At 40.7% G+C, this 23330-nt stretch carries 22 protein-coding genes and 1 tRNA gene; 10 read left to right on the top strand and 13 right to left on the bottom strand.

Annotation, left to right across the window (positions count from 1 at the left end):
* Positions 1–10: 10 nt before the first annotated feature.
* Complete coding sequence (locus BLS33_RS05840; protein WP_089886496.1) at positions 11–1849, bottom strand: SLC13 family permease; 1839 nt, start codon at positions 1847–1849, stop codon at positions 11–13.
* Positions 1850–1872: 23 nt separating this feature from the next.
* Positions 1873–2652 carry a universal stress protein gene (locus tag BLS33_RS05835; protein ID WP_089886493.1) on the bottom strand — a complete coding sequence of 260 codons (780 nt, stop codon included), beginning with the start codon at positions 2650–2652 and terminating at the stop codon, positions 1873–1875.
* A gap of 497 nt (positions 2653–3149) precedes the next feature.
* Between BLS33_RS05835 and BLS33_RS05830 the strand changes: the two genes are divergently transcribed.
* Both BLS33_RS05830 and BLS33_RS05825 read left to right on the top strand, forming a co-directional pair.
* Complete coding sequence (locus tag BLS33_RS05830; RefSeq protein WP_143017579.1) at positions 3150–4520, top strand: porin; 1371 nt, start codon at positions 3150–3152, stop codon at positions 4518–4520.
* Positions 4517–5854, top strand: a complete 1338-nt coding sequence (locus BLS33_RS05825) for a hypothetical protein (protein WP_089886489.1) — start codon at positions 4517–4519, stop codon at positions 5852–5854. The genes BLS33_RS05830 and BLS33_RS05825 overlap by 4 nt, the downstream gene beginning before the upstream one ends.
* 135 nt (positions 5855–5989) lie before the next feature.
* Here BLS33_RS05825 and BLS33_RS05820 read toward each other — a convergent pair.
* Positions 5990–6063: transfer RNA gene (locus BLS33_RS05820), tRNA-Ala, on the bottom strand.
* Positions 6064–6114: 51 nt separating this feature from the next.
* Positions 6115–6915 carry a universal stress protein gene (locus BLS33_RS05815; RefSeq protein ID WP_089886487.1) on the bottom strand — a complete coding sequence of 267 codons (801 nt, stop codon included), beginning with the start codon at positions 6913–6915 and terminating at the stop codon, positions 6115–6117.
* A gap of 210 nt (positions 6916–7125) precedes the next feature.
* On the opposite strand from BLS33_RS05815, the gene BLS33_RS05810 reads away from it, so the two are divergent.
* From BLS33_RS05810 to BLS33_RS05795, 4 genes are all read left to right on the top strand, one after another.
* Positions 7126–8460 (top strand): MATE family efflux transporter, encoded by a 1335-nt coding sequence (locus BLS33_RS05810; protein ID WP_089886486.1) that lies wholly within the window; start codon positions 7126–7128, stop codon positions 8458–8460.
* A gap of 21 nt (positions 8461–8481) precedes the next feature.
* Positions 8482–9249, top strand: coding sequence for an enoyl-CoA hydratase/isomerase family protein (locus tag BLS33_RS05805; protein ID WP_089886483.1), 768 nt, complete (start codon positions 8482–8484; stop codon positions 9247–9249).
* Positions 9250–9476: 227 nt separating this feature from the next.
* Positions 9477–9839: a DUF3592 domain-containing protein gene (locus BLS33_RS05800; RefSeq protein WP_089886481.1), complete on the top strand. Its 363-nt coding sequence runs from the start codon at positions 9477–9479 to the stop codon at positions 9837–9839.
* A 142-nt stretch (positions 9840–9981) separates the two neighbouring features.
* Positions 9982–11190, top strand: coding sequence for a PHP domain-containing protein (locus tag BLS33_RS05795; protein WP_089886479.1), 1209 nt, complete (start codon positions 9982–9984; stop codon positions 11188–11190).
* A 9-nt stretch (positions 11191–11199) separates the two neighbouring features.
* Here the strand turns inward: BLS33_RS05795 and BLS33_RS05790 are convergent, their stop codons facing one another.
* Positions 11200–13035 carry an ABC transporter ATP-binding protein gene (locus BLS33_RS05790; RefSeq protein ID WP_089886477.1) on the bottom strand — a complete coding sequence of 612 codons (1836 nt, stop codon included), beginning with the start codon at positions 13033–13035 and terminating at the stop codon, positions 11200–11202.
* Between the two features lie 120 nt (positions 13036–13155).
* Between BLS33_RS05790 and BLS33_RS05785 the strand changes: the two genes are divergently transcribed.
* From BLS33_RS05785 to BLS33_RS05775, 3 genes are all read left to right on the top strand, one after another.
* The gene (locus tag BLS33_RS05785) at positions 13156–13605 is read left to right on the top strand and encodes a 6-pyruvoyl trahydropterin synthase family protein (RefSeq protein WP_089886475.1); all 450 of its coding nucleotides are present in this window, start codon (positions 13156–13158) and stop codon (positions 13603–13605) included.
* Positions 13606–13735: 130 nt separating this feature from the next.
* A complete protein-coding gene (locus BLS33_RS05780) occupies positions 13736–14251 on the top strand; it encodes a DUF5004 domain-containing protein (RefSeq protein WP_089886473.1) in 516 nt (171 codons plus the stop codon).
* 98 nt (positions 14252–14349) lie between these two features.
* Positions 14350–15120, top strand: coding sequence for a UDP-2,3-diacylglucosamine diphosphatase (locus BLS33_RS05775; RefSeq protein WP_394330895.1), 771 nt, complete (start codon positions 14350–14352; stop codon positions 15118–15120).
* Positions 15121–15164: 44 nt separating this feature from the next.
* Here the strand turns inward: BLS33_RS05775 and BLS33_RS05770 are convergent, their stop codons facing one another.
* The 5 genes from BLS33_RS05770 to BLS33_RS05750 all read right to left on the bottom strand — a co-directional run bounded on the left by BLS33_RS05770 (position 15165) and on the right by BLS33_RS05750 (position 20873).
* Positions 15165–15677: a DinB family protein gene (locus BLS33_RS05770; RefSeq protein ID WP_089886472.1), complete on the bottom strand. Its 513-nt coding sequence runs from the start codon at positions 15675–15677 to the stop codon at positions 15165–15167.
* A 34-nt stretch (positions 15678–15711) separates the two neighbouring features.
* Positions 15712–16068 (bottom strand): hypothetical protein, encoded by a 357-nt coding sequence (locus tag BLS33_RS05765; protein WP_089886470.1) that lies wholly within the window; start codon positions 16066–16068, stop codon positions 15712–15714.
* 142 nt (positions 16069–16210) lie between these two features.
* Entirely contained in the window at positions 16211–18595 is a 2385-nt protein-coding gene (locus BLS33_RS05760; RefSeq protein ID WP_089887086.1) for a TonB-dependent receptor, read from the bottom strand.
* A 59-nt stretch (positions 18596–18654) separates the two neighbouring features.
* Positions 18655–20349, bottom strand: a complete 1695-nt coding sequence (recJ, locus tag BLS33_RS05755; protein ID WP_089886468.1) for a single-stranded-DNA-specific exonuclease RecJ — start codon at positions 20347–20349, stop codon at positions 18655–18657.
* Between the two features lie 95 nt (positions 20350–20444).
* A complete protein-coding gene (locus BLS33_RS05750; protein ID WP_089886466.1) occupies positions 20445–20873 on the bottom strand; it encodes an OsmC family protein in 429 nt (142 codons plus the stop codon).
* A gap of 154 nt (positions 20874–21027) precedes the next feature.
* Here BLS33_RS05750 and BLS33_RS05745 point away from each other — a divergent pair, with 154 nt between their 5' ends.
* Entirely contained in the window at positions 21028–21618 is a 591-nt protein-coding gene (locus BLS33_RS05745; protein ID WP_089886464.1) for a carboxymuconolactone decarboxylase family protein, read from the top strand.
* Positions 21619–21667: 49 nt separating this feature from the next.
* On the opposite strand, the gene BLS33_RS05740 is transcribed toward BLS33_RS05745, so the two are convergent.
* From BLS33_RS05740 to rsmI, 3 genes are read right to left on the bottom strand one after another with little or no spacing between them, the layout of a single operon-like run.
* Positions 21668–22243: a uracil-DNA glycosylase family protein gene (locus tag BLS33_RS05740; protein WP_089886462.1), complete on the bottom strand. Its 576-nt coding sequence runs from the start codon at positions 22241–22243 to the stop codon at positions 21668–21670.
* 9 nt (positions 22244–22252) lie between these two features.
* Positions 22253–22597, bottom strand: a complete 345-nt coding sequence (locus BLS33_RS05735) for a HopJ type III effector protein (RefSeq protein ID WP_089886460.1) — start codon at positions 22595–22597, stop codon at positions 22253–22255.
* 5 nt (positions 22598–22602) lie between these two features.
* Positions 22603–23274 carry a 16S rRNA (cytidine(1402)-2'-O)-methyltransferase gene (gene rsmI / locus BLS33_RS05730; protein ID WP_089886458.1) on the bottom strand — a complete coding sequence of 224 codons (672 nt, stop codon included), beginning with the start codon at positions 23272–23274 and terminating at the stop codon, positions 22603–22605.
* Between the last annotated feature and the right edge of the window lie 56 nt (positions 23275–23330).

The following is a 23330-nucleotide window of genomic DNA, read 5'->3' as shown; positions in this document are numbered from 1 at the left end:
GGTTCATTTTTTAAAAAGGCCATATAAGCGGCACCAGTATTAGTGTAACAATAAAAAATAGGAGCAACAAGGGCGCACCCACTCTCATATAGTCCATAAATTTATAGCCCCCCGCGACCATGACCATGGCATTGGTAGTCGTACCGATCGGAGTCAAAAAGGCCGTCGAGGCACTAACGGCAACAGCGATTAAAAAGGGTTTTGGAGACACTCCCAATGATACCGCCGCCATATAAGCGATAGGTGCCATAAGTACGGCAGTTGCCGAATTATTAATGGTCTGACTGATGGTTGTGGTCAGTAAAAAAATTCCACCAAGAAGTGCAATTGGATGGATTTCTCCCAAATAGTCAACGAGACCATTGGAAACCATGGCCGCCGTACCTGTTTTCTGCAGTGCCACCCCCATGGGAATCATAGCGGCAATCATCACGACACTAGTCCAACTAATTCCTTTATATGCCTTTGATATTGGAACGCAGCCCGATAACATCATTATACCCGCACATACCAAAGCAGCAATAGCTCCTGGCCATATTTCGAATACCAACAAAAGAATCATTAGTAGCAGCGTACCTAGGGCAATATATGATTTCGTTGTAATCTCGTCCACATTTTTGGCCATCGCCTCCGGACTACCGGAAATAACCAAGTTTTCATAGACTGTTTGCAGAGATTCGATATTGCTCCACCTACCGCGTATAACAAACGCATCACCTGCCTGAACGGTAATTTCTTTTTGGGACAATGGCCTATTGTTTCGTGATGCACCCAATAGCTGAATGCCCGATTTTTCCAAATATTGCCCCATGGCTATGGTCTTTCCTACGAAAAAAGATTTTGGGGTTATCAGCATTTCGACCATACCTACTTCTTGGTTGATCAGTTCATTTTTTAGGTTGTTCTCTTCAGGTTTTGAGGAAATTATGCCCAAACTGAATTCCAATACTAACTTATCGACATCTTGGGATGTTCCCTTAACGGTGATGATATCGTGATAGCGCATTTCGGTATTGCGTTTGGGGAATTCAACGTATGGCGGGGTTCCCTTCAGTACTTTTGGGTGTCGGCGCCGTAAACGCACGATAGATACGTTATAGTTCTTTTCAAAATCCCAATCTTCAATCCGAGTATTAATGAGTTTTGACATTGAGCGAATGCGCAAACGGTACATATTGTCACCGATGCTATAATCCTCAATCCATTTATGCATTTCCGAATCGATGCTAATCGTGCGGTTATCGGTTTTATGGCTCGGTAGCAGTCGATACCCTATATACCTGAAATATAAAATTGCAATAATCAGAAGCGGAAGACCGATCAATCCAAATTCGAAAAATGAAAAACCATCCATACCCTTCTCGATCAAGGCATTGCTTACAATAATATTAGGAGGTGTTCCTGTCAAGGTCAACAATCCACCGGTATTCGAACCGAAGGCGACCGGCATTAATAGTTTGGAGGGTAAGGTGCCAGCATTCCAAGCCGCAGAAACAGTAACCGGCAGTAATGCGGCAACGGTACCGGTATTGCTTACGAATCCTGATAGAACACTGGATCCCAAGGTAACGATAACCAAGAGTTTAGGAATACTTTTCCCCGCCCAAGCGACAAATTTCTGCCCCGCCAAAGCTGTCCAACCTGTTCGTGAAAGCCCCTCTCCAATGATAAAAAGCGCAGCGATCATAATTACAGTAGGATTACTAAAGCCACTCAAGGTTTCCGTAAGATCTAAAATACCAAAAAGATATAGCGCCAACATCGAAATTAATGCGACCACATCGGGTGGAAACTTGCCCCAAATAAACAGGACAATAGTAATAGTTAGAATAATCGATACTTCTAGCATAGTTTGGTTGAAATTATTTCGGGTTAGTCAATGGCCAGTATGGGTATTTTTGAATGTAATGTCAATAACTGGGTAAGCTTCCCTTTTGATGGCTCACTTTTCTTACTGTGGTTACGGGGAAGAATCGCAATCATATCAATTGCCTTTTCCGAAGCATAACTTAGGATTCCCAGCAAAACATCGGGATTTTCGATAAATGTGTGGTCCGAATAAAAGTCCTCCAAATAATAGGCCAACGTATTTTCATTGCGTACTTCGATGTTTGAATAGCCATATAATTCAGGTTGGTTTTCAATGGTAACAACATGTACTTTGGCATTGAATTTACGCCCAATATCCAATAGAATACCCAACGTTTTCCGATTCTCGATTTCCTCTTTACCTAAGACCAATGCGATGTTTTTAATTCTGAAATCTTCACTACCATATGGCACTACCAATACGGGACAGTCTACGTGAAGAACGAGTTTGGAGGTATTTGTCACCCCTGATCCGTCATCGGCTATTGTGCCGAAAGTGCCCATAATGATCAAATCAATTTTTTCTTCCTTTTGTATTTTCACCAATGCATCTGTCAACGAGCCGGATGTCGCGAGCCATTCTATTTCGACTTTAATTTTATATTTCTCAATAACGGTGCTGAAGGCTTCTTGTAACATATCGACATTATGGTCATCAGTGATATAGCCTAGAATAATTTTCATGCTCTTGTTCTGCCCTATGAATTGTACGGCATACTCTAATGCTTTTTTCGAAGTTCTTGAAAAGTTAAATGGAACTAGAATCGTGGAAATTTTATCCATTATATAATCTTTAAATGATTTACAAGACAAAATTATAACCAAGAGCTACTTATCAATATGACAGTTGTCATATTTTGACAAAAAACGTAAAACTACTTTTGAAAACTAATAAATTAGATACCCCATAATAATTTTAAACATTTGATTATCAGTACTTTAATTGTAAGGTTAAGTTTTTGTTCCCAATAGGTTAAATCATTTAAGAACTTTCCACCTGCCTTTAAGGCTGAGGAATTTAACTCAGAAAGATATTACATGAAAGAATTTGAAAATCGCTATAAATAAATAATATATGAACGCAATATTCGATATCGCTATCGACACTACAAAGACAATCATAAGATCAATGAACAAGGTTAACGGGCCCTTCGAACAATTATACTTAAGGCCCCATGAATTCCCACATTGGGAAAAAATCAGGCACGGTAGATAAAAACCCCTATATCTATGGCGCTGATACCCATAGCGGTTAAAATCAGCGATAATTGCTTTAAAAAATGAAGAGAAACTCCAGATTCAACAGATTATTTATCAAAGTCACCAACTCCATTTTGTTTTGGATGCTCTTGTTACAACTATCAGTTTTGTGCGCGCAAGACCCGGCAGCCAATCAATGGGGTAACAAACCACTAAAATGGGATTTAAATGAAAATGGCTCCCATTGGTTGGCGTTGCATACTTATGCGCAATTCTGGATGCGCAACACGGAAAACAACCCTGGAAGCCTAATTTCCGATCAGCCCCAAAATACCACTTTTGATATTTCCATCCGTCGTTTTAGACTAGGTGTTCAAGCACAATTGACCGAAAAGTTATTTGTCTATTCCCAGTTGGGCATAAACAACCTGAATTATTTATCCTCCCGAGGAACATCCACGGACCTTTTAGATGCTTATGCGGAATATTCCTTTTCTGAAAAATTGGCAATAGGTGCAGGTAAGACCGCCTGGACAGGACTTTCACGTTATTCGGCCCCAAATACATCAAAATTACTTTCTTATGATATATTGTTGCTCGCCTTGCCAACCACAGACGAGACCAACGATCTTATTCGAAAATTGAGCATTTATACAAAGGGAAAGCTAGCGGGGCTAGATTATCGCATGGTATTTTCAAAACCCTTTTCACCAAGAAACAGCCCCAACTTTGATTCAGAGTTGATTGATGACAAAGCAAGGTTTACCGACAAAAGTAATGGAAATATATATTCAGGATACTTTAAATGGGAATTTCTAGATGCAGAGACCAATGCTATTCCATTTTCCGACGGAACGCATTTAGGTAAGAAAAAAGTTTTTAATCTAGGTATCGGCACTGAATTTCAAAAAGACGCACTCGCTTCCCTTCAAAATGGAGAAACGCGATTTCACGATATGATGCTTTGGGCCGCCGATTTGTTCTTGGACCTTCCCGTAAATCAACAAAGCAATAGTACATTGACCGCCTACCTCGGATATTTCAATTATGATTTCGGGCCGAACTACATTCGCAACACAGGGGTGAACAATCCAATATCAGCTGTAGATTTGATTCAAGGTTCGTTCAACGGTCCTGGTAATGCTTATCCCGTGGTCGGCACAGGAAATTCTGTGTACACTCAAATAGGATACTTATTTCCATATTTGGGCAAGACCCAAAAACACGGTCGACTGCAGCCCTATTTTTCGCTACAATATTCCGATTTCGAACTTCTCAAAGAGCCAATGACGACATTTGACTTCGGGGTCAATTGGTATTTAAAAGAACATCTTTCAAAGTTTTCTTTGAATTTGCAATCACGGCCCGTTTATCAAGAAACCTCCGAAGGTGTGCAATTCGACAACCGAAAATGGATGGCAGTTTTACAATATATCATACGATTGGAATGAAGCGATATGTACAGCATTTTTTAATTTCTTCCATCGTACTGTTCCATTTGGCAATAGAAAAAGGATATGCCCAAAACGAACTGGGCAATTCTAAACTACGCATATACCTTGATGAAGAAAAAGAACATTGGTTGCAATTCAGTTCGTTCGTGCAACTCTGGGGCAGGGTAACAGAAAACAATCCGGGTACGACCATAAACGATCGGCCGGAAGCCGTTACTACCGATATTTCCATACGTCGTTTTAGACTGGGTCTAGGGGCTCGACCTGCAGACGACTTGTACGTGTTTTTCCAATTGGGGGTAAATAACTTGAATTATCTCTCCCCGCGTGGCACTTCAATTGACCTGTTGGATGCTTACGTGCAATACGAATTCTCGCCGTTCATTGCAATTGGCGGCGGTAAATCTTTTTGGAACGGATTATCACGGTTTACTTCCCCCAGTACTTCGAAACTGATGGGTTACGACCTTAATTTTGTGGCAAGCCCCACACTCGATAGTACCGATGACTTGATACGAAGGCTTAGTGTCTATGCCAAAGGGAAAATTGGCCCGATTGATTATCGGCTTGTTCTTGCCAAACCATTATCCGTTCAGAATAGTAGTTCGTTCAACTCCGAACCTATTGAGTCTATCGCAAGATTTACCGACACTAGGCCTACTCTTCAATATTCGGGCTACGCAAAATATGAGTTCTGGGAACCGGAAAGCAATTTGTCCCCTGCTCAGGTCGGCACTTACTTAGGTGCCAAAAAAGTACTCAGCCTAGGTCTCGGTTTTACCAGACAAAATAATGCGCTATGGTCTTTAGAACAAGGTATGATACGGTATCATAATATGTCGCTTATTGGCCTTGATGTCTTTATGGATTTGCCGTTGGGTCAGGATAAAAAAACTGCCCTAACAGCCTATTTAGGGTATTTTAATTTTGATTTTGGCCCCAATTACATCCGATTATTAGGCGCGAACAATCCTGCGAATGGGTTCATCCCAGATGAAGGTTCCTTTAATGGTCGTGGAAATACATTTCCGATTTCGGGTACGGGAACATCAACTTTTGCGCAGTTGGGTTTTCTTTTTAAACCCATGGGAAAAGACAGAGATAAAGGTCGGTTACAACCTTATTCGGCCGCACAATATTCGAATTTCGATCGATTTGAAAATGCAATGTTCTACTATGATCTTGGTATAAATTGGTATATGAACGGGCATTTATCAAAATTTACCCTTAATGCCGAAAATCGCCCTATTTTTATGGAAACCAACGATGGAATACGCTCCGATGTGCGAAAATGGATGGTGGTTCTACAATATCAATTTCGGATAGATTGACATGCCTTAAAAAGTATCCCTAAAAGGAAAAGAAATTTATAGTCCTTTGATTTTAGATTATTCAAACCAAACTCGCCAAGAAATTTTAAAAGTCTGTAAAACAAAAAACCACCAACTTTTCAGTTGATGGTTTTGTGGAGAATACCGGAGTCGAACCGGTGACCTCTTGCCTGCCAGGCAAGCGCTCTAGCCAGCTGAGCTAATCCCCCAAATTTCAGCCCTCAAAGGAAATACTTTTTGGCAAAGTATCAAAATACAAATCAATCTTTCTTGACACTTAGCACCAAAACTGGTATACGAGACGAGAATTCAGATTTCGGAATCGTATTCTTTTCCCATAAATTCTTGAAAAAGCCCCTTTTTCTTCGAAATACACATAATAAATCTGGGTGCTGTGATTGAAAATGCTCTAAAACGCCCAAATAGGTTGTAGGAGCTTCAGCCAATGTCAGCTGAGAGCTTATATCCATTAACGCAGTATTTACTTTAAGGTCGTCATCACTATAACCCGGCGTTTTTACCATTAATAAATTCACCTTGGCATTAAACTTCGCTTTGATTTGTATTAAAGGGTCAAGAATGCGTTTTCTCTTTAACACGCCTGATTTAAAAGCGGTTAAAATGTTACGCATCGGCTTAAATTCAGTTCCTCGGGGAACAATCAAAGTCGGAATATCGGTTCGTTTGATAATTCTTCCCGAAGTATGCCCTAAATAAAGTTCTTCCGTAACATCATTACTTCTAGGCGCTATGATAATCAGATCAATGCCCAGTTCCTTATCAATTTCCTTTAATCCATCGATCAAATCACCATTGTATGTGGCAACTTTCACCTCAACTCCTTTCGAATCGATTTTATCGATTATCTCCTTTACATGTTCTTTACTACTTTCGGCAACCTTCTCTTCTACGTTCTTTAAACTTCTCCCCGCTCCAATAGATACATTGAAAACTTCCATCACATATATCTTCGAGGAAAACTCTGTAGCAAAATTAATGGCGTATTGTAACGTTTCGTGTGCATCAGGCGAAGTGCCTATAGGTACCAATATATTCTTCATGACGCTTATTTTATAGTAAATACCAACTTTACGAATAAAAAATGTACATTATTCGACGTGCAAAGATATTGGAAATTACTGACATTCTTAACTTTACTAAAACGTACATCACAAATTGACACAAAATCGAATTAACTAAGGAAACAATGAACACCTAGCCCTAGGTGTTTCTTTTGTTATGGCTATCGAATGCGCTAACTTGCGCGCCCATTGAAAACGAAAATCACCTTTAAGAGTATTAACAATTTGGCCATTCCGGCTACGGTTGCCGGTATTGCCGAACCTATTCTATCGATAACCGATACGGCCATTGTAGGCAACATTCCGGTAGACGGACTAGAATCATTGGCGGCCGCAGGTATCGTGGGATCCTTTTTATCTATGTTGATTTGGGTCTTGGGCCAGACACGAAGTGCCATTTCCGCCATTATTTCGCAATACTTGGGCGCCGGAAAACTGCAAGAAGTGAAAGATTTACCCGCACAGGCAATATTTTTCAATATCGGACTCAGTATCGTGGTGCTACTATCCACCGTTTTTGTGATAGAAGATATTTTTAAATTGTTCGAAGCTTCGGGTAAAATATTGGATTATTGTGTCTCATATTATGCCATACGTGTTTGGGGTTTTCCTCTGACTCTTTTTACTTTCGCGGTATTTGGTATTTTCCGTGGTCTTCAGAATACCTATTGGCCTATGTTTATTGCCCTTATCGGCGCCCTATTGAATATCGTACTCGATTTTATCTTCGTATATGGATGGGAAGGGGTAATCCCAGCAATGCATTTAGAAGGCGCAGCTTGGGCCAGTCTTATAGCTCAGGGGGTTATGGCAATTATAGCTTTTGCCCTTTTGATTATAAAAACCGATATCAGTCTAAAACTTCGTTTTCCCCTGAACAAAGAACTACCTCGATTGATAGCGATGAGCTTAAATCTTTTCGTTCGTGCCATCGCCTTGAACACCGCTTTAGTCTTGGCCGTGCGTGAGGCCACCATCTTGGGTGACAGCATTATAGGCGCCCATACCATCGCAATTAATATTTGGTTGTTCTCGGCCTTTTTTATCGACGGATACGGCGCTGCCGGTAATATAATGGGAGGAAAACTGCTTGGGGAAAAAGACTATAACGGACTCTGGGAGTTGGCAAAAAAAATCATGCAGTACGGTATGCTGGTAAGCCTCATATTAATGCTATTAGGCTTCGCTTTTTATCGGCCTATTGGCCAGCTGTTCTCCAATGAATCAGTTGTACTTGAAGCCTTTTATGCCATCTTTTTTATCATCATATTAGGGCTTCCCATAAACACCTTGGCCTTCGTTTTTGATGGATTGTTCAAAGGTTTGGGGGAAATGAAATACCTCCGCAATGTACTTCTTTCAGCCACTTTCTTAGGTTTTATTCCGGCATTATACTTTGGCAAATTCATGCATTGGGGGCTATACGGTATTTGGATTGCCTTTACCATTTGGATGATGATACGGGGCGGGGCATTGGTTTGGAAGTTCCGCCGAAAGTTTCGTCCGTTATTGCAAAAGGTTTAATTTTGATTTAAAACAACACCTATGGGAACCTCAAGAGAAAGCGGAAGTTTATATACCGCCATTGAAAATCGTATTGCTACGGTTGAATTCGGCCATCCGGCCAGTAATTCTTTTGTTCTCGAACTTTTGAATAGGTTGTCCGAAGAGCTTCATAAACTTTCGGAAAACCCCGAAATTGCTGTAATTTTATTAAAGTCAGAAGGTAATCGTGCCTTTTGTGCAGGTGCCTCTTTTGAAGAATTGACTGCCGTAGCGACTTTAGAAGAAGGTAAAGTTTTCTTCAGTGGCTTTGCCAACGTCATAAATGCCATGCGCCTTTGTAAAAAACCCATTATTGGACGTGTACAGGGAAAGGCCGTCGGTGGTGGGGTCGGGCTCATCTCCGCCTGTGATTATGTTTTTGCTACCGTAGATGCCGCCATCCGACTTTCTGAATTAAGTATTGGCGTAGCTCCCTTGGTCATTGCCCCTGCCGTAGAGCGAAAGCTGGGCAAAAGTGGTTTGGCGGAACTTTCATTGGCTCCAACCGAGTGGAAAAATGCCTATTGGGCTCAGGAGAAAGGCCTGTACGCCAAAGTTTTTGACCACAGTAAGGAAATGGACAAAGAAATTGATTTTTTTGTGGAAAAATTAGCTTCCTATAATCCCGAAGCAAGTGAAGAATGGAAAAAAGTGCTCTGGGAGGGCACCGATCATTGGGATACCTTGCTTGTCGAACGTGCCGCCATAACCGGAAAACTAGTGCTTTCTGAGTTTACAAGAAACGCGCTTTCAAAATTTAAGAAATAATAAAAATATCGTGGGAACGTTCTATTCTCAAAATCAATAAAATGAAATTTCTGAATTTTTTGAACGGCGACCTAATATTGCCGCTTCTAGCACTTTTTGTAGTTGTTATTTATTTTGTGAACCGCATTCGTATAAGAAGAAAGTTCAAACGATAATGAATCGTGTCTAGCAATAAAAATATGGGTTGGGCAATTTTCTACGGGTAATTATTTCTTCTAGGGACTTTTATTGCTTATAGTGCATATGTTCAATACCAGAAAACACAGCGTCTCTTAGACTATGGAATAAGAACTACCGCCAAGGTAATCGATTTGTTGGCTTCTCAAAGCGACGACGGAACTACGTATAGGCCCGTTTTTGAATATACTGACAGGACCCATACCATAAAAACATTTGAAAACCCGATAAGTTCCAGTCCTGCGCCATATGCCATTGGCGATACCATAAAAATAATCTATAACCCTAAGGAGAAAGAAGCTGTAAAAACCGTTTCCTTTTGGGGACTTTTTCGATGGAGCGTTATACTTTCTATGATAGCCGCACCACTCTTGATTATTGGGGGTAGCTACTTACTTTATCTTAGCAAATAACCAATCCCCTACGAGTAAAATTCTAATTACAATCTGCCATATTTTTTGTTGACAAGTAAGACTTCATTTCCATTTCATCAAAATGCAACAGTGGCTATAAACTTTTTTCTTAACTTTCGCTGAGAATTACAGCCATACATCCATGAGATTTTTAAAAATTATTCCCGTTCTACTTGTTGTTTCCGTTATTATCAATTGCCAGCCGAAGAAAAAAGATACCGCACAAAAGAATACCAAATGGTACAAAGGCAATCTTCATACCCATTCATACTGGAGCGATGGTGATGAATTCCCTGAAGTTATCTTAGACTGGTACAAAACACGAGGATACGAGTTTATGGCCTTATCCGATCATAATACCGTGGCGAGGGAAGAAAAATGGAAAACCATTTCTGAAGATTCCATTTATCAAACTGCTTTTCAAAACTATTTGAATACCTACGGTGAGGAATGGGTCACCCATAAAATTGATTCGGGCAAGACGCTGGTTAAGCTCAAAACCTTTGCAGAATATCGAGATCTTACCGAAGAGCCGGGCAAATTTTTAGTAATACCTTCTGAGGAGATTACCGATCGTTTTGAGGGCAAGCATATCCATATGAACGCAACCAACATTCAAGAAAAAATTGAACCACAAGGTGGATCCAGTGTTGCAGAAGTCATGCAAAACAACATAAATCAGGTACTCGATCAACGCGAGCGAACAGGTGTTCCTATCATGCCTCATATCAATCACCCCAACTTTTACTACAGTATCAGTCTTGAAGATATGATTTCATTAAAAGGCGAGCGTTTTTTCGAGGTTTACAATGGCCACCCGGTTGTACACAACATGGGCGATTCAACTCATATTTCTACAGAAAATATGTGGGACCTTATCAATATCTCTTACCTAGCCAGCAATAAGCCCTTGATGTATGGTCTCGCAACCGATGATTCGCATAGCTACCATAAAAAAGGGAAGAAATGGAGCAATGCCGGCAGGGGCTGGGTAATGGTACAATCCGACACCCTTTCTGCCAAGGCACTTATAGAATCTATGGAGGCCGGACAATTTTACGGCAGCACGGGGGTTACGCTGAAAGAAGTGAATTATCAAGATAATAAACTGTCAGTAGCCGTTGATGCAGAACAGGGAGTCACCTATACCATAGTTTTTATAGGATGCAAAAAAGGAGAATCGGAAACCAGTATATTTAAATCAATCGTTGGGAACGAGGCCAGTGTCGACTTGACCGATGACATTTTATTCATGAGATGCAAGATTACCTCTTCGAAATTGCAAGACAACCCCATTGAAGATATATTGTACGAAACTGCGTGGACACAGCCCGTGCTTCCCGCAAATTAATCGTTCGTTTTATTGGTAGCCGGCCGCCTGCAATTTAAAAAGTTCGGCATAAAGTTTAGGCTGGGCCATGAGCTCATCGTGCGTACCTATTTCCAATACTTTTCCGTCTTCGAGCACCAATACCCTGTCGGCCATACGCACCGTACTAAACCGGTGCGAGATGATAATACTTGTCTTTCCTTTGGTCAAGCCTATAAAACGTTCGAAAACTTCATATTCGGCACGGGCATCCAAAGCGGCAGTAGGTTCATCCAATATCATGATGGCCGCATCTTTCATATAAGCCCGCGCCAATGCGACTTTTTGCCACTGTCCGCCACTAAGTTCCTGCCCATTCTTAAAACGCCTACCCAGTTGCTGATCAAACCCATTTTTCATTTCGTCGATAACTTGATTTGCCAGACTCTTGTAGGCCGCATCCTGAATTTTTTCATGGTTCTGCAAAGCATCGATATTACCAACGGCAATGTTCTCCCTCAACGTAAACTCATACCTAAAGAAATCTTGAAATATTACCCCGAACAGTTTTCGATATTCGGCTTTGTCAAATTTTGAAATATTGATTCCGTCCATTAAAATCTCCCCTTGTGTAGGTTCATAAAACCGTAAGATCAATTTTATTAAAGTGGTCTTTCCTGCACCGTTCTGACCGACAAACGCCATTTTCTCCCCGGCACCCATTGTAAAAGAAACTCCCTTCAATATTGCCATTTCACTATCAGGGTACGAAAAAAACACGTTCCGAAATTCTAGGCCTTTTATCATCACTTTCGGAATGGGTACACTTTTATCGGCAATATCTTCAACTTCGAGGTCGATAAAATCAAAATAGTCTTGAAGATAAAGAGCGCTTTCCGAAATTCTTGTAAAGCGTGAAAAGAAGGTCTGCAAATTGCTCTGTAACCGATTAAAAGAGCCCGAAAGAAAAGTGAGCTCACCCAAAGTTATCAACCCATTCATCGTTCTATAAATAATGAGTACATAGGCGCCGTAGTACGAAACAATACCGATAAGATTGAATACTCCCCCAAACACACTTTGACGAATGGCCAGCTTTTTATTGAGCTTATAATAACTATCTGAGAGTCTTCTGAACCGCTTTGCAATAAAATCGGTCAACCCGAAAAGCTTTATCTCTTTAGCCGTTTGGCTATTCGCTCCGATGTAGCGCAGGTAATCGAGTTCTCGACGTTCACTGGTCCAACTACGGGCCAATGAATATCGGTCTGAACTAAATTTTATTTCATTGATAAAGGCAGGTATTACACTCAAAACCAACAAAATGATAAGGTAGGGCTCGAAATAAATGAGGCCGGCAATCAGCGAGGCTATTGAAATAACACTTTCCGCTTGGCTCAGCGCATTACTCATCAAGTTCACCCTACTGTTCGTTTGGGTACGTGCACGCTCCAATTTATCATAGAATTCAGGGTTTTCCAATTGCGCCAACGTCAGCTCATTCGTCTTTCGTATAATTTTTTCTGAGGATGCGTTAGAGTACAGGTCTCCCAATAGACCATCGGTCAAGTTTACCAAACGGCCCAATAGATCAGAAGTAATAGCGACGGCCAATTCCATGGCAACATATTGCCAGAGCAAATCAAAACTTTTTTCAGACTGACCGAGTTGCAGCACAATCTCGTCGATTATCAACTTTCCAATCCACAACAACGCTACCGGGGCAAAAGCCTTAATAATACGGGCGAATAGATTTACAATGAATAAGGTTCGGCCAGAACGATAAATTTCTCCAAAAAAACGGGGAATGGATTGCCATGCCTTAAAGGAATCCTTCAGTCCTACCTTATTTTTATCTTTAATCGATTTGAGCTGTTTTCTCGCCACGTTATTTTTTTTTGCAATATATTATAAAAAGCGGCAGATAGGCATTTTGTTTACCTCAGGCTTACGTCTAAATCAATTATAGAAATCATTCTTTTTAGCTTAAAACGCTATCTTTGCACTATGTCGAAAATAAGAATTACGAAACAATTCACCTTTGAAACGGGTCATGCTTTATACGGTTATGATGGCAAATGCAAGAACGTTCACGGCCATAGCTATAAATTGTCGGTAACCGTAATCGGAAAGCCCATAACCGACCCTGAAGCGGTCAAGCTTGGCATGGTCATCGATTTTGGAGATTTAAAGACCATAGTAAAGGAAGAAGTCATAAATCCGTTCGATCACGCCACCGTATTCAATAAAAATACACCGCATAAGGAGTTGGCCCAAGAGTTAATCGATCGCGGGCATAAAGTTATCTTGGCCGATTACCAACCCACAAGTGAAAACATGGTCATCGATTTCGCCGCAAAAATAAGGGCAAGAATACCAGCAGGCCTAAAACTACATTCGCTACGACTTCGAGAAACCGAAACCGCATATGCCGAATGGTTTGCTGAAGACAATTAAATTCATCCAAATATTGAAATGATTTCTTGTCTTGTGTGAATTTACATTACCTCTAAATGTGAGTCTAGAATTTATTTGCTTTTTGACGCAACCTTTCAGGCTTTTATGCATTATATAGATAAATCTAAAAATGAAAAAATTTCAGACGATTCTATTTTCTTTACTAATGGCCGTAACTCTTTTTGGATGTAATTCCGATAATGGCGACACTGATTGTGTCGAAGACTTTACAGGTGCTTTAAGCGCCGATGAGGAAGCGTTCGCCGGAACTTGGACATTGACCGCGATTACTGCCGACCAAGCGGTAGACATCACCGATGACAATGAAGATAATGCCTCCGAAGACATCTTTGGGCAATATGGGGCCTGTGAAAAAGACGCCGCATACAGTTTCGAATCTGACCGAGCCTACAATTTTGGTCAAGGACAAAATGCGTCAGGCTGTTCCAATAAAGTTGTTATATCGGGAAGCTGGAAGCTTTCAGGGCAGACATTGAGTCTTACCGGTTCGTGTACCGTTCAAAATTTAGCGCTGCAATTTGATTCTGAATTTTCTGAGTTTTCATCGACCAGTACGCTTAACATTATCGATATTACCGGCAATACGATACAGACCAACGTCACTTTTACCTACTCAAAAAACTAATGGCAAATTCACTTCAAAGATAATTAGTATCTAAAGAAGGAACTTGGTTTTCATTCCCTCTTTGGAGGCTACGAGGCTTTGCCTATCTTTGCCGCTAAATGAAAACCATTACACTTCAAGAAGGAAAGAAAGTATACTTTTCAAGCGACAATCACTTGGGAGCCCCGACGATGGAACAAAGTCGGCCGCGTGAAAAGAAGTTTGTAGCTTGGTTGGATGAAATAAAGCAAGATGCGGGTGCCATTTTTTTGTTGGGTGATCTATTTGACTTTTGGATGGAGTACAAATCGGTCATTCCAAAAGGATTTACTCGAACTTTTGGGAAACTGGCCGAACTTTCGGATGCCGGAATCCCCATCTACTATTTTGTAGGCAATCACGATCTATGGATGAATGGTTACTTCGAAGAAGAGCTCAACATTCCCGTTTTTCACGAACCCCAACAATTCACTTTTAATAAAACCTCTTTCTTTATTGGCCATGGCGATGGTCTCGGCCCTGGTGATAAAGGGTATAAACGCATGAAAAAGGTGTTTACCAACCCTGTTGCAAAGTGGTTTTATCGATGGGTACACCCCGATTGGGGTGTTCGGTTGGCCCAATACTTTTCGGTAAAAAATAAAATGATCTCGGGAGATGAGGACGTGAAATTTTTGGGTGAAGATAAAGAGTGGTTGGTACAATACGCCAAACGCAAACTCGAACAACAACATTACGATTACTTCGTATTCGGTCATCGTCACCTTCCTTTAGAAATAGACCTCGATGCAAATTCTACTTATGTCAACCTAGGCGACTGGATTTCGTATTATACCTATGGAGTTTTTGACGGTGAAAAATTACAGTTGAAACATTACGATAGCAATTAATTGTATGCCATTGGAGTATATGCCCTTTTAACCGTTAAAAAGCATTATTCCCACCACCCATTTTGCTTCCGTATATAAATAATTTGCCCAGTATGATAGGCGTTGTGGGTGCAAATGTTAGCAATAGACATGTGCCATTTCATCAATTGGTCATCTGTTGCTTTTTCTACCAGCTCTTCCCATTCATTTTGAATGCTATCCAATTTTTCTTTTTCGGCTATCCAACCGATTCCTTCGCATATTTCAAAAGTTGTGTCATTGTCATCATTAAATTCGGGTACGTTCTCTTCTTTAAAAGCGGTCAGAACCCTTTCGTTCCAAAATATTAAATGCGATACCAATTCTCCAATAGAATGATTGTTAGCCTCTTCTTTCCACTTTGATTGTTCAAGCGTAACACCTGCAATAGCCTTTTTTACGGGCACGAACCAATCTTGATCTGTATGTGTGTTTTTAAGTTGTTCTAGAAGCAACGATTTCACAGTCGGGATCTTTCTTTTTGCGGAACACCCCGAAATCAAAAAGAGAAACACCAGTACTGTTAGATTTACTTTCATTTATTTACGTTGAAATGGCACAATTACCGGAACTTTATAAAATTCCATCTAGAAAATTATCCAAATTCAATTGAAATAATGTTCCTTCAACCAAATCTTGAACGGCATAAAGTTCATTTTGACTCATCGACAAGGTAACCTGGGGGGCCGGAGTGTCTAACAGTAATGAGCGGCAAGAATCGTTGTGCTGGCAATCGCTACAGAGGTTTTGATGCCCATCTTTAAGGCTGCATTTTATATTTTGAGAGAACCGAGCCAGCTCCTCCATTGAAAGCAATAAGCCGGTATCGCGAAATACAATTTGAACTTTATTCTTAGCCTTTGAGGAATTTCTTTTCCATTGAAAGGCTACACCGAATTGATTGTGATAAATGGGGTTGATATCTTGCATAATAAATTATTAGTCTGTCACAAATGTAATTATTTTTATTTAGATTAAATATAAATAATATTTTACATTTATCAAATTATGCTCATAATCAACACCCCTAATAGCATCTATGTAGAGTTGTTTGGTAACCTATTGAAGTTTATTAAAATTGTTTTTGTCCTGAAAATTCCATGGCTTCTCCCTTACCGAATCCGAAACTAATTCCGAAGGTTACAAAACGGCCCTGTTGCCGACTATTACGCAAATAGAATTCAGATTGTTGTGTGATACTTTCAAGCTTCCTTGAGGCAAAGACATCACGAACGCTCAGGTTAAGAATGGCTTTACCCTTAAACACTTTTTTCCGCATACCAAAATCTGCAAAAAGGTTGTCACTAACTTCTTGTTGAAAAGTTTCATATCGAGATCGATAATCTCCAGAAATCTCAACGTCGATATCCGCCGGTAGTTTGAATTTTCCGGTCAGGCGAGTGGCCCAACGTTCCCCGTTAAAATCAAATGTGGTGGTTTCAAACGTACCTTCCCTTTTGAAATGACTGTAATTGAAATCACTGTTCAGGGTGAACCATTGCACGGGAATGTATTTTGCGTTGAACTCTATACCAAGGGAATTGTTCGTACCCACATTCTCAGGTCTAGAAGTACTAACATTGTCTTCAAAAACAATTACGCGATCAACAACATCTTGGGTATACCTATGAAATACAGCAAAATTTAATGATGCTTTCCCAATTTGATGAATACTGGTAATTTCATACGAGTCAGTATATTCTGGTTGAAGATTTGGATTTCCAGTACGTACGTTAAAACTGTTACGAATATTAAAGAAAGGGTTGAGGTCCCATAGACTGGGTCTAAATATTCTTTTTGAATACCCTGCCTGCAGGGAAAAATTATCAGATACTTTATAGGATGTATGCCCACTTGGAAAAAAGTTGGTATAGTTCTGATCGTGCTTTTCATTGGTATTTTTCAAGACCGTATTTAAATCAGTGTTCTCTAAACGTAGTCCAAGTTTAAGTCCCCATTTATCGCCTTCATAGGCCGCCGTACCATATAGACCCAAGACATTTTGTAAATACTCGAAAACATTGGTCAAATCATCATTCTCCATCCAACTTCCACCTATAAAGTCACTGACAGCATAATCATTGGCCACATCGTTAATTTCATACTGTGCCCCCGTTTCAATGGTATATTTTTCCAGAAAGGGATGTGTGTAATCTAGTTTAATGGTATAATCGGCTCGCTTGTAATCTGTTCGGGTCTGTTGCTGGCTATCTGAACCTGTACCTAAAGTAATAATATTATCGAACGCCGACGATTGGTCCTTACCAAAAAAATTGCCTAAAGCACTAAAAAGTAAGGTATGGTTTTCATCATCTTCAAAATCTTTTTTATACTGCAGTTCATATTGCCATTTGGGATTGGTCGCAGTTGTCAGTTCTTTTCGTCGAAATCCATCCGTTTGATTATTTGAGGCGTCTAAGCTCTCAAAATTGGAATTTGAATGTTCCGTTTCCCATTCATATGCAAAATGCCCTGAAAGGGTCAACACATTTAAATCATTAATGTGATAGTCGGTGCCAAGGATAATATTAAAGAAGGTCTCGTTTTTATCACTTTCCCCCGAACTTTTAATGATTGTATTGTTCAACAAATCTCGATTCTCGGTTTCATCTTTGCTTGGAAATGTTCTACGCCCAATACCTAATTGACTGAACAAATTGAATTTTTCAGTGCGTTTGTTCAGGCTTAGCCCCAAACTATGGTTATTGGGTGTGCCGGTATTTAATGTTACCGATCCGTTTAACCCCTCTTTTTCTTCTTTCTTCAAAACAATATTTATGATTCCCGAGGTACCTTGGGCATCATACTTAGCTGACGGATTGGTAATCACTTCAATCTTTTCAATCATATCAGCAGTAAGGGTACCCAACGCATTACCCTGTTCACTGGCAAGAACAGATGGTTTTCCATTTATAAGCATCTGTACCCCTTGGCTTCCTCGTAAACTTACCTGCCCTTCAATATTCACATTGACCGATGGTACGTTGTTCAATACTTCTAATGCGCTTGCCCCCGTACTACTCAAGTCTTTGCCGACATTGAACACACGCTTATCCAATTTGAATTCGGTCTGCGATACTTCTCCGGCCACAACCACCTCATCTAGCTGCTGCGAACTCTCGGAAAGCACAATGGAGCCTAAGTCTATGACTCCGTTTGTGGCAGTCCTGTCATCAAAAGTTTTGGTCGTAAAACCTATAAAGCTTACTTCGATATAAAAATTGGTAGCATCGGTCGCAAGTTCAAAGCTGCCGTCTGTTATCGTAGTAGTTCCCGATAGAGGTTTTTTAGTTGTCTTATCGCCAATAAGCACGGTAGCAAACTCAATAGGCTTTCCGCCCGCTTCTTCAACTACCACTCCCTTTATAAGTACCGGATTACCCTCCTGTGAAAATATAACAACTGGTATAAATAAAATAAGGACAATTAAATAACTATATGCAACTTTCAATTTCATGTTTGTTTGGTTTATTAAGAAGGTAGCTAATGGGTGGTACTGCGATAGGTTTACTTTCATTACGTATTTCGAATATCGCGCAATTTTAATTGAAGGCTTACATGGCCTTGCCACTCATTTTCATCCAAAGAAAACGCAGCGCTAAAGCGATTTCCATTTTTTACAAGGGATAATTTTTCACCAAGATTAAAGCCAATGCACCCTATGGGGCCAATACCGTTTTGATTCACGGAAAGTTTCAAGTGCTTTCCATCTTCCCCAACACCTTTGGCATAACCCGAGTCATTTAAATTTTCCGACATAAAAATAGGCGTCATGTTGCCCGGACCAAAAGGGGCGAGTTGCTTAATAATTCGCAATAATTTAGGGCTAATTTCACTCAGCTTTATTGGTGCATCGATCAGTATTTCAGGAATTAGGAGTTTCGGATCGATAGTTTCACCAACTACTTTTTCAAACTGTGCTTTAAAAGCCTCATATTGATTCTCCACTAATGTGAGTCCCGCCGCATATTTATGCCCCCCGAACTGTTCAATGCATTCAGAACATCCTTCTAGAGCATTATAGACATCAAAGCCCTTAACCGAACGAGCCGATGCAGCCAACTTATCACCACTTTTCGTAAAAACCAATGTGGGTCTATAATAAGTCTCGGTCAATCGTGAAGCCACAATACCAATAACCCCTTTATGCCAGGTTTCTTTGAATACCACTGAGGTATACCGTTCTTCTTCCTTATTCTCGACTATCTGAGACAGCGCCTCTTTTGTGATTTCTTGATCGAGATCACGTCTATCGCTATTGTATTTTTCAATGCCCGAAGCAAATTGTTCAGCTTGGATTAAATTGGTTTCGGTAAGCAAATCCACCGCATGTTGGCCATGCTTCATACGGCCAGCTGCATTAATTCGCGGCGCGATGATGAAAACTACATCGGTAATAGTCAGTTCGGTCTTTTTAATTTGATTTATGATAGCCCTAAAACCAACACGTGGATTTTCATTTATTACCCGCAGACCATAATACGCCAACACCCTGTTTTCCCCGGTGATAGGAACAATATCTGCGCCAATGGCCGTAGCGACCAAATCTAAATATGGAATCAAGTCGTCAATGGTCTCGTCACGTCGGGAGGCCAACGCCTGAACCAATTTAAACCCTACACCGCAACCACAAAGTTCATCATAAGGGTAATGGCAATCGTCGCGCTTAGGGTCAAGAACAGCAATTGCTTCGGGAAGCTCTTTACCAGGTCTGTGGTGGTCACAAATGATAAATTCAATATTTTTCGCTTTGGCGTAAGCCACTTTATCAATGGCCTTGACCCCACAATCTAAAGCAATTATCAATGAGAAACCATTGTCTTCCGCAAAATCGATTCCCTGAAAAGAAACTCCATACCCTTCGGTGTATCTGTCAGGAATATAAGTCGCCACATTCGGATAAAAGGTCAGCAAATAGGAAGATACCAATGCTACAGCTGTGGTTCCATCTACATCGTAATCACCGAACACCAGAATATTTTCATTGTTAACAATTGCCTTTTCAATCCGCTCGACCGCAATATTCATATCCTTCATTTGAAAGGGATCATGCAGTTGCGCCAGTTCAGGTCTAAAGAACTTCTTTGCTTCGTCGTAATTGGTAATATCTCTTTGAATTAATAGATGTGCCACCAAAGGATCTACGTTCAATGCCTTTGACAAGGCATCGATTTCATGTTGTTCCGGTTTTGGTTTTAAGGTCCAGCGCATTCAATTAATATATACATTTTTCACTAGATGCAAGGCTATCAATTGCTCATAGTTCTTAGCTACAAATTACTCTTTCTTCATCTGCGAAAACCTAATTATTTCTTGTGAAAGAAGGTCTTGATTTCCATTTTAGCGAAACGACGAAACATCTCCATCACCCCACAATATTTTTCTACGGAGAGGTCTACCGCCCGTTGCAATTTTTTCTCGTTGAGGTTATTGCCATGAAAATGGTATTCGACGACAACAGCATCATAATATTTTGGATGCTCATCTGTTAGATTGGCTATTGTTTCAATATGAAAATCGTCCACTTCCAACTTCATCTTTTTTATTAGCCCTGCGACATCTAGCCCCGAGCAACCGGCCAAAGCTGACAACATTAAAGCCTTTGGGCGTAAACCACTACCCTCGCCGCCATCATCAGGACTTGCATCGATTTTAAAGTTTAACCCTGAAGGGTTATTGCTTTCAAATGCCTTTTTTCCCAACCATTTGGTCGTTATATGATTTGTGGTACCCATAATTATATTTTTAATATTCAAAAATAAACAAAAGAAACAGCATCACATTCCCTAGCCCTATTAATTCAGAATGTTAACTGAATTAATTATCTTTAATTATAATTTGAAATGATCCCCTACTAAATGTTTAGTTTAAGAACGTAATAGAATCGATATGCCCCTAGTAAACCCTCTTGATTCGAAACACGATTCCGAAACCAAGGAACTGGCCGAGTTCTTTGATGAAACCTTGGGGTTTTGTCCTAATTCAGTCTTGACCATGCAGCATCGCCCTGCGATTTCAAAAGCCTTTATCAACCTCAACAAGGCCGTTATGGCCAATGAAGGTGGCGTAACTTCCGCCTTGAAACGAATGATTGCCTGGGTAAGCAGCAACGCCACTGGTTGTCGCTACTGCCAAGCCCATGCTATTCGAGCCGCAGAACGGTATGGGGCAAGCCAAGAGCAATTAGATAATATCTGGGAATACCGTACCCATCCGGCCTTTTCCGATGCAGAGCGCGTCGCTCTTGAATTTGCGCTCGCCGCTTCCCAAGTGCCCAATACCGTCACCGCTAAAATCAAAAACAACCTGTGTAAATATTGGAACGATGGAGAGATTGTGGAAATGCTCGGGGTTATTTCTCTGTTCGGGTTTCTCAACCGCTGGAACGATTCTATGGCCACTCCACTCGAAGATGGAGCCATGGAAAGCGGAAATCAATATTTAAAAAAATACGGATGGGAAAAAGGGAAACATGTTTAATGTTGGTTTGGGAAACGGCTTTGATGCTAAATCACCACAAACAAATTTGTTAATTACTTAGAATATTCAAAACTCTTTTCTGCAACTCCGGCACAACCTCTTCCTCAAACCATGGATTTTTACTTTGCCAAAATCGATTTCTTGGAGAGGGGTGTGGTAACGGGAAATAGCGGGGCAAATAGTTTTTATACATTTTAACGGTCCCCGTCAAATTCTTCTCCCGCTTTTCTTTCAAATAGTAGCCTTGGGCATAGCTCCCGATTACCACGATCAATTCTATACTTGGGATTTTACTGAACAAGGGCTCGTGCCAAAGTGGGGCACATTCGGGGCGGGGCGGCAAATCACCACTTTTGCCTTTTCCAGGATAACAAAACCCCATAGGGATAAGGGCGATTTTGGTTTCATCGTAAAATACCTCATCGGTAACGCCCAACCATTTTCTCAGTTGTCGCCCACTAGGATCGTCCCACGGAACACCCGTTTGGTGTACTTTCGTACCGGGTGCCTGACCGACAATGACAATCTTAGCTTCCTCGTGTGCCGCGACAATAGGTCTCGGCCCTAAAGGCAAATGAGCCTTACAAACTTCACAACTTCGTATTTCAGATAGTAGTTCTTGCATGCCTATAAGCTACCTTTCTTTCAACGGATTCTTCTCAAAAGTAAGTCCCTCAAAACCTGTTCTCATAAAATTTCTAATATTTTGATGGTCGGTACCAGTGCTGTTATTCAATACATCATCAAAATAATAGCCCCCAAAGCACACCAATGTTTCCTCTTTTGTAAATGCTTGTCTTTTCGCAAACGCTAATAATTTGCAGGAACCCGAGTTTTGTCCACTTTCATTTTGTAAGTTCCCATTCGTAAAGGCAGTAGGCTCAAATATGTAGTTTTCGTCAATAACGGCCATGGTTTCTGAGAATGTTACCAAAGCGGGCGTTTCCTTTATTTTTTTCTCAAATGTTTCCAGTTTCATTTAGATTATTTTTTTCCTGCGACTACAATTACAATTTCTCCTTTGGGCGGCTTTTCGGTGTAATACTCCAAAACTTCCTTTGCCGTGCCGCGAACAGTTTCCTCATATAATTTGGTCAGCTCCCTTGAAACGGATACCAATCTATCTTCCCCGAAGTATTCAATGAAATGACCTAATGTTTTAAGCAATTTGTGGGGCGATTCATAAAATACCATCGTTCGGACTTCTTCGGCCAAAGCCAATAATCTGGTTTGGCGCCCTTTTTTTGGCGGAAGAAAACCCTCGAAAATAAATCGGTCATTGGGTAGGCCACTGTTGACCAAAGCCGGAACAAAAGCGGTTGCTCCCGGGAGGCATTCAACGGCGACACCTTTTTCTACGCAAAGGCGTGTCAATAAAAATCCGGGGTCTGATATCGCCGGGGTACCTGCATCTGAAATAAGAGCCATTTCCTCACCAGCCTCCAGTCGTCTTACGAGACCCTCGACAGTCTTATGCTCGTTATGCATGTGATGCGATTGCATAGGTGTGCCAATATCATAATGTTGTAGCAGTTTACCGCTTGTTCGTGTATCCTCTGCCAAAATCACATCAACGGTTTTCAAAACCTTTATCGCCCGTAGGGTAATATCTTCTAAATTACCTATTGGGGTAGGTACTATAAACAATTTTCCCATTTGCTAAAAATAAGAAGTCGAAAGCTGATTTACCAACTTTCGACTTGTATGATTTA

It is taken from the genome of Kriegella aquimaris (assembly GCF_900103215.1).
Classification (GTDB): Bacteria; Bacteroidota; Bacteroidia; order Flavobacteriales; family Flavobacteriaceae; genus Kriegella; species Kriegella aquimaris.
Note: the sequence above shows the minus strand (reverse complement) of the source record. Positions and strands in the feature narration are given on the sequence as shown.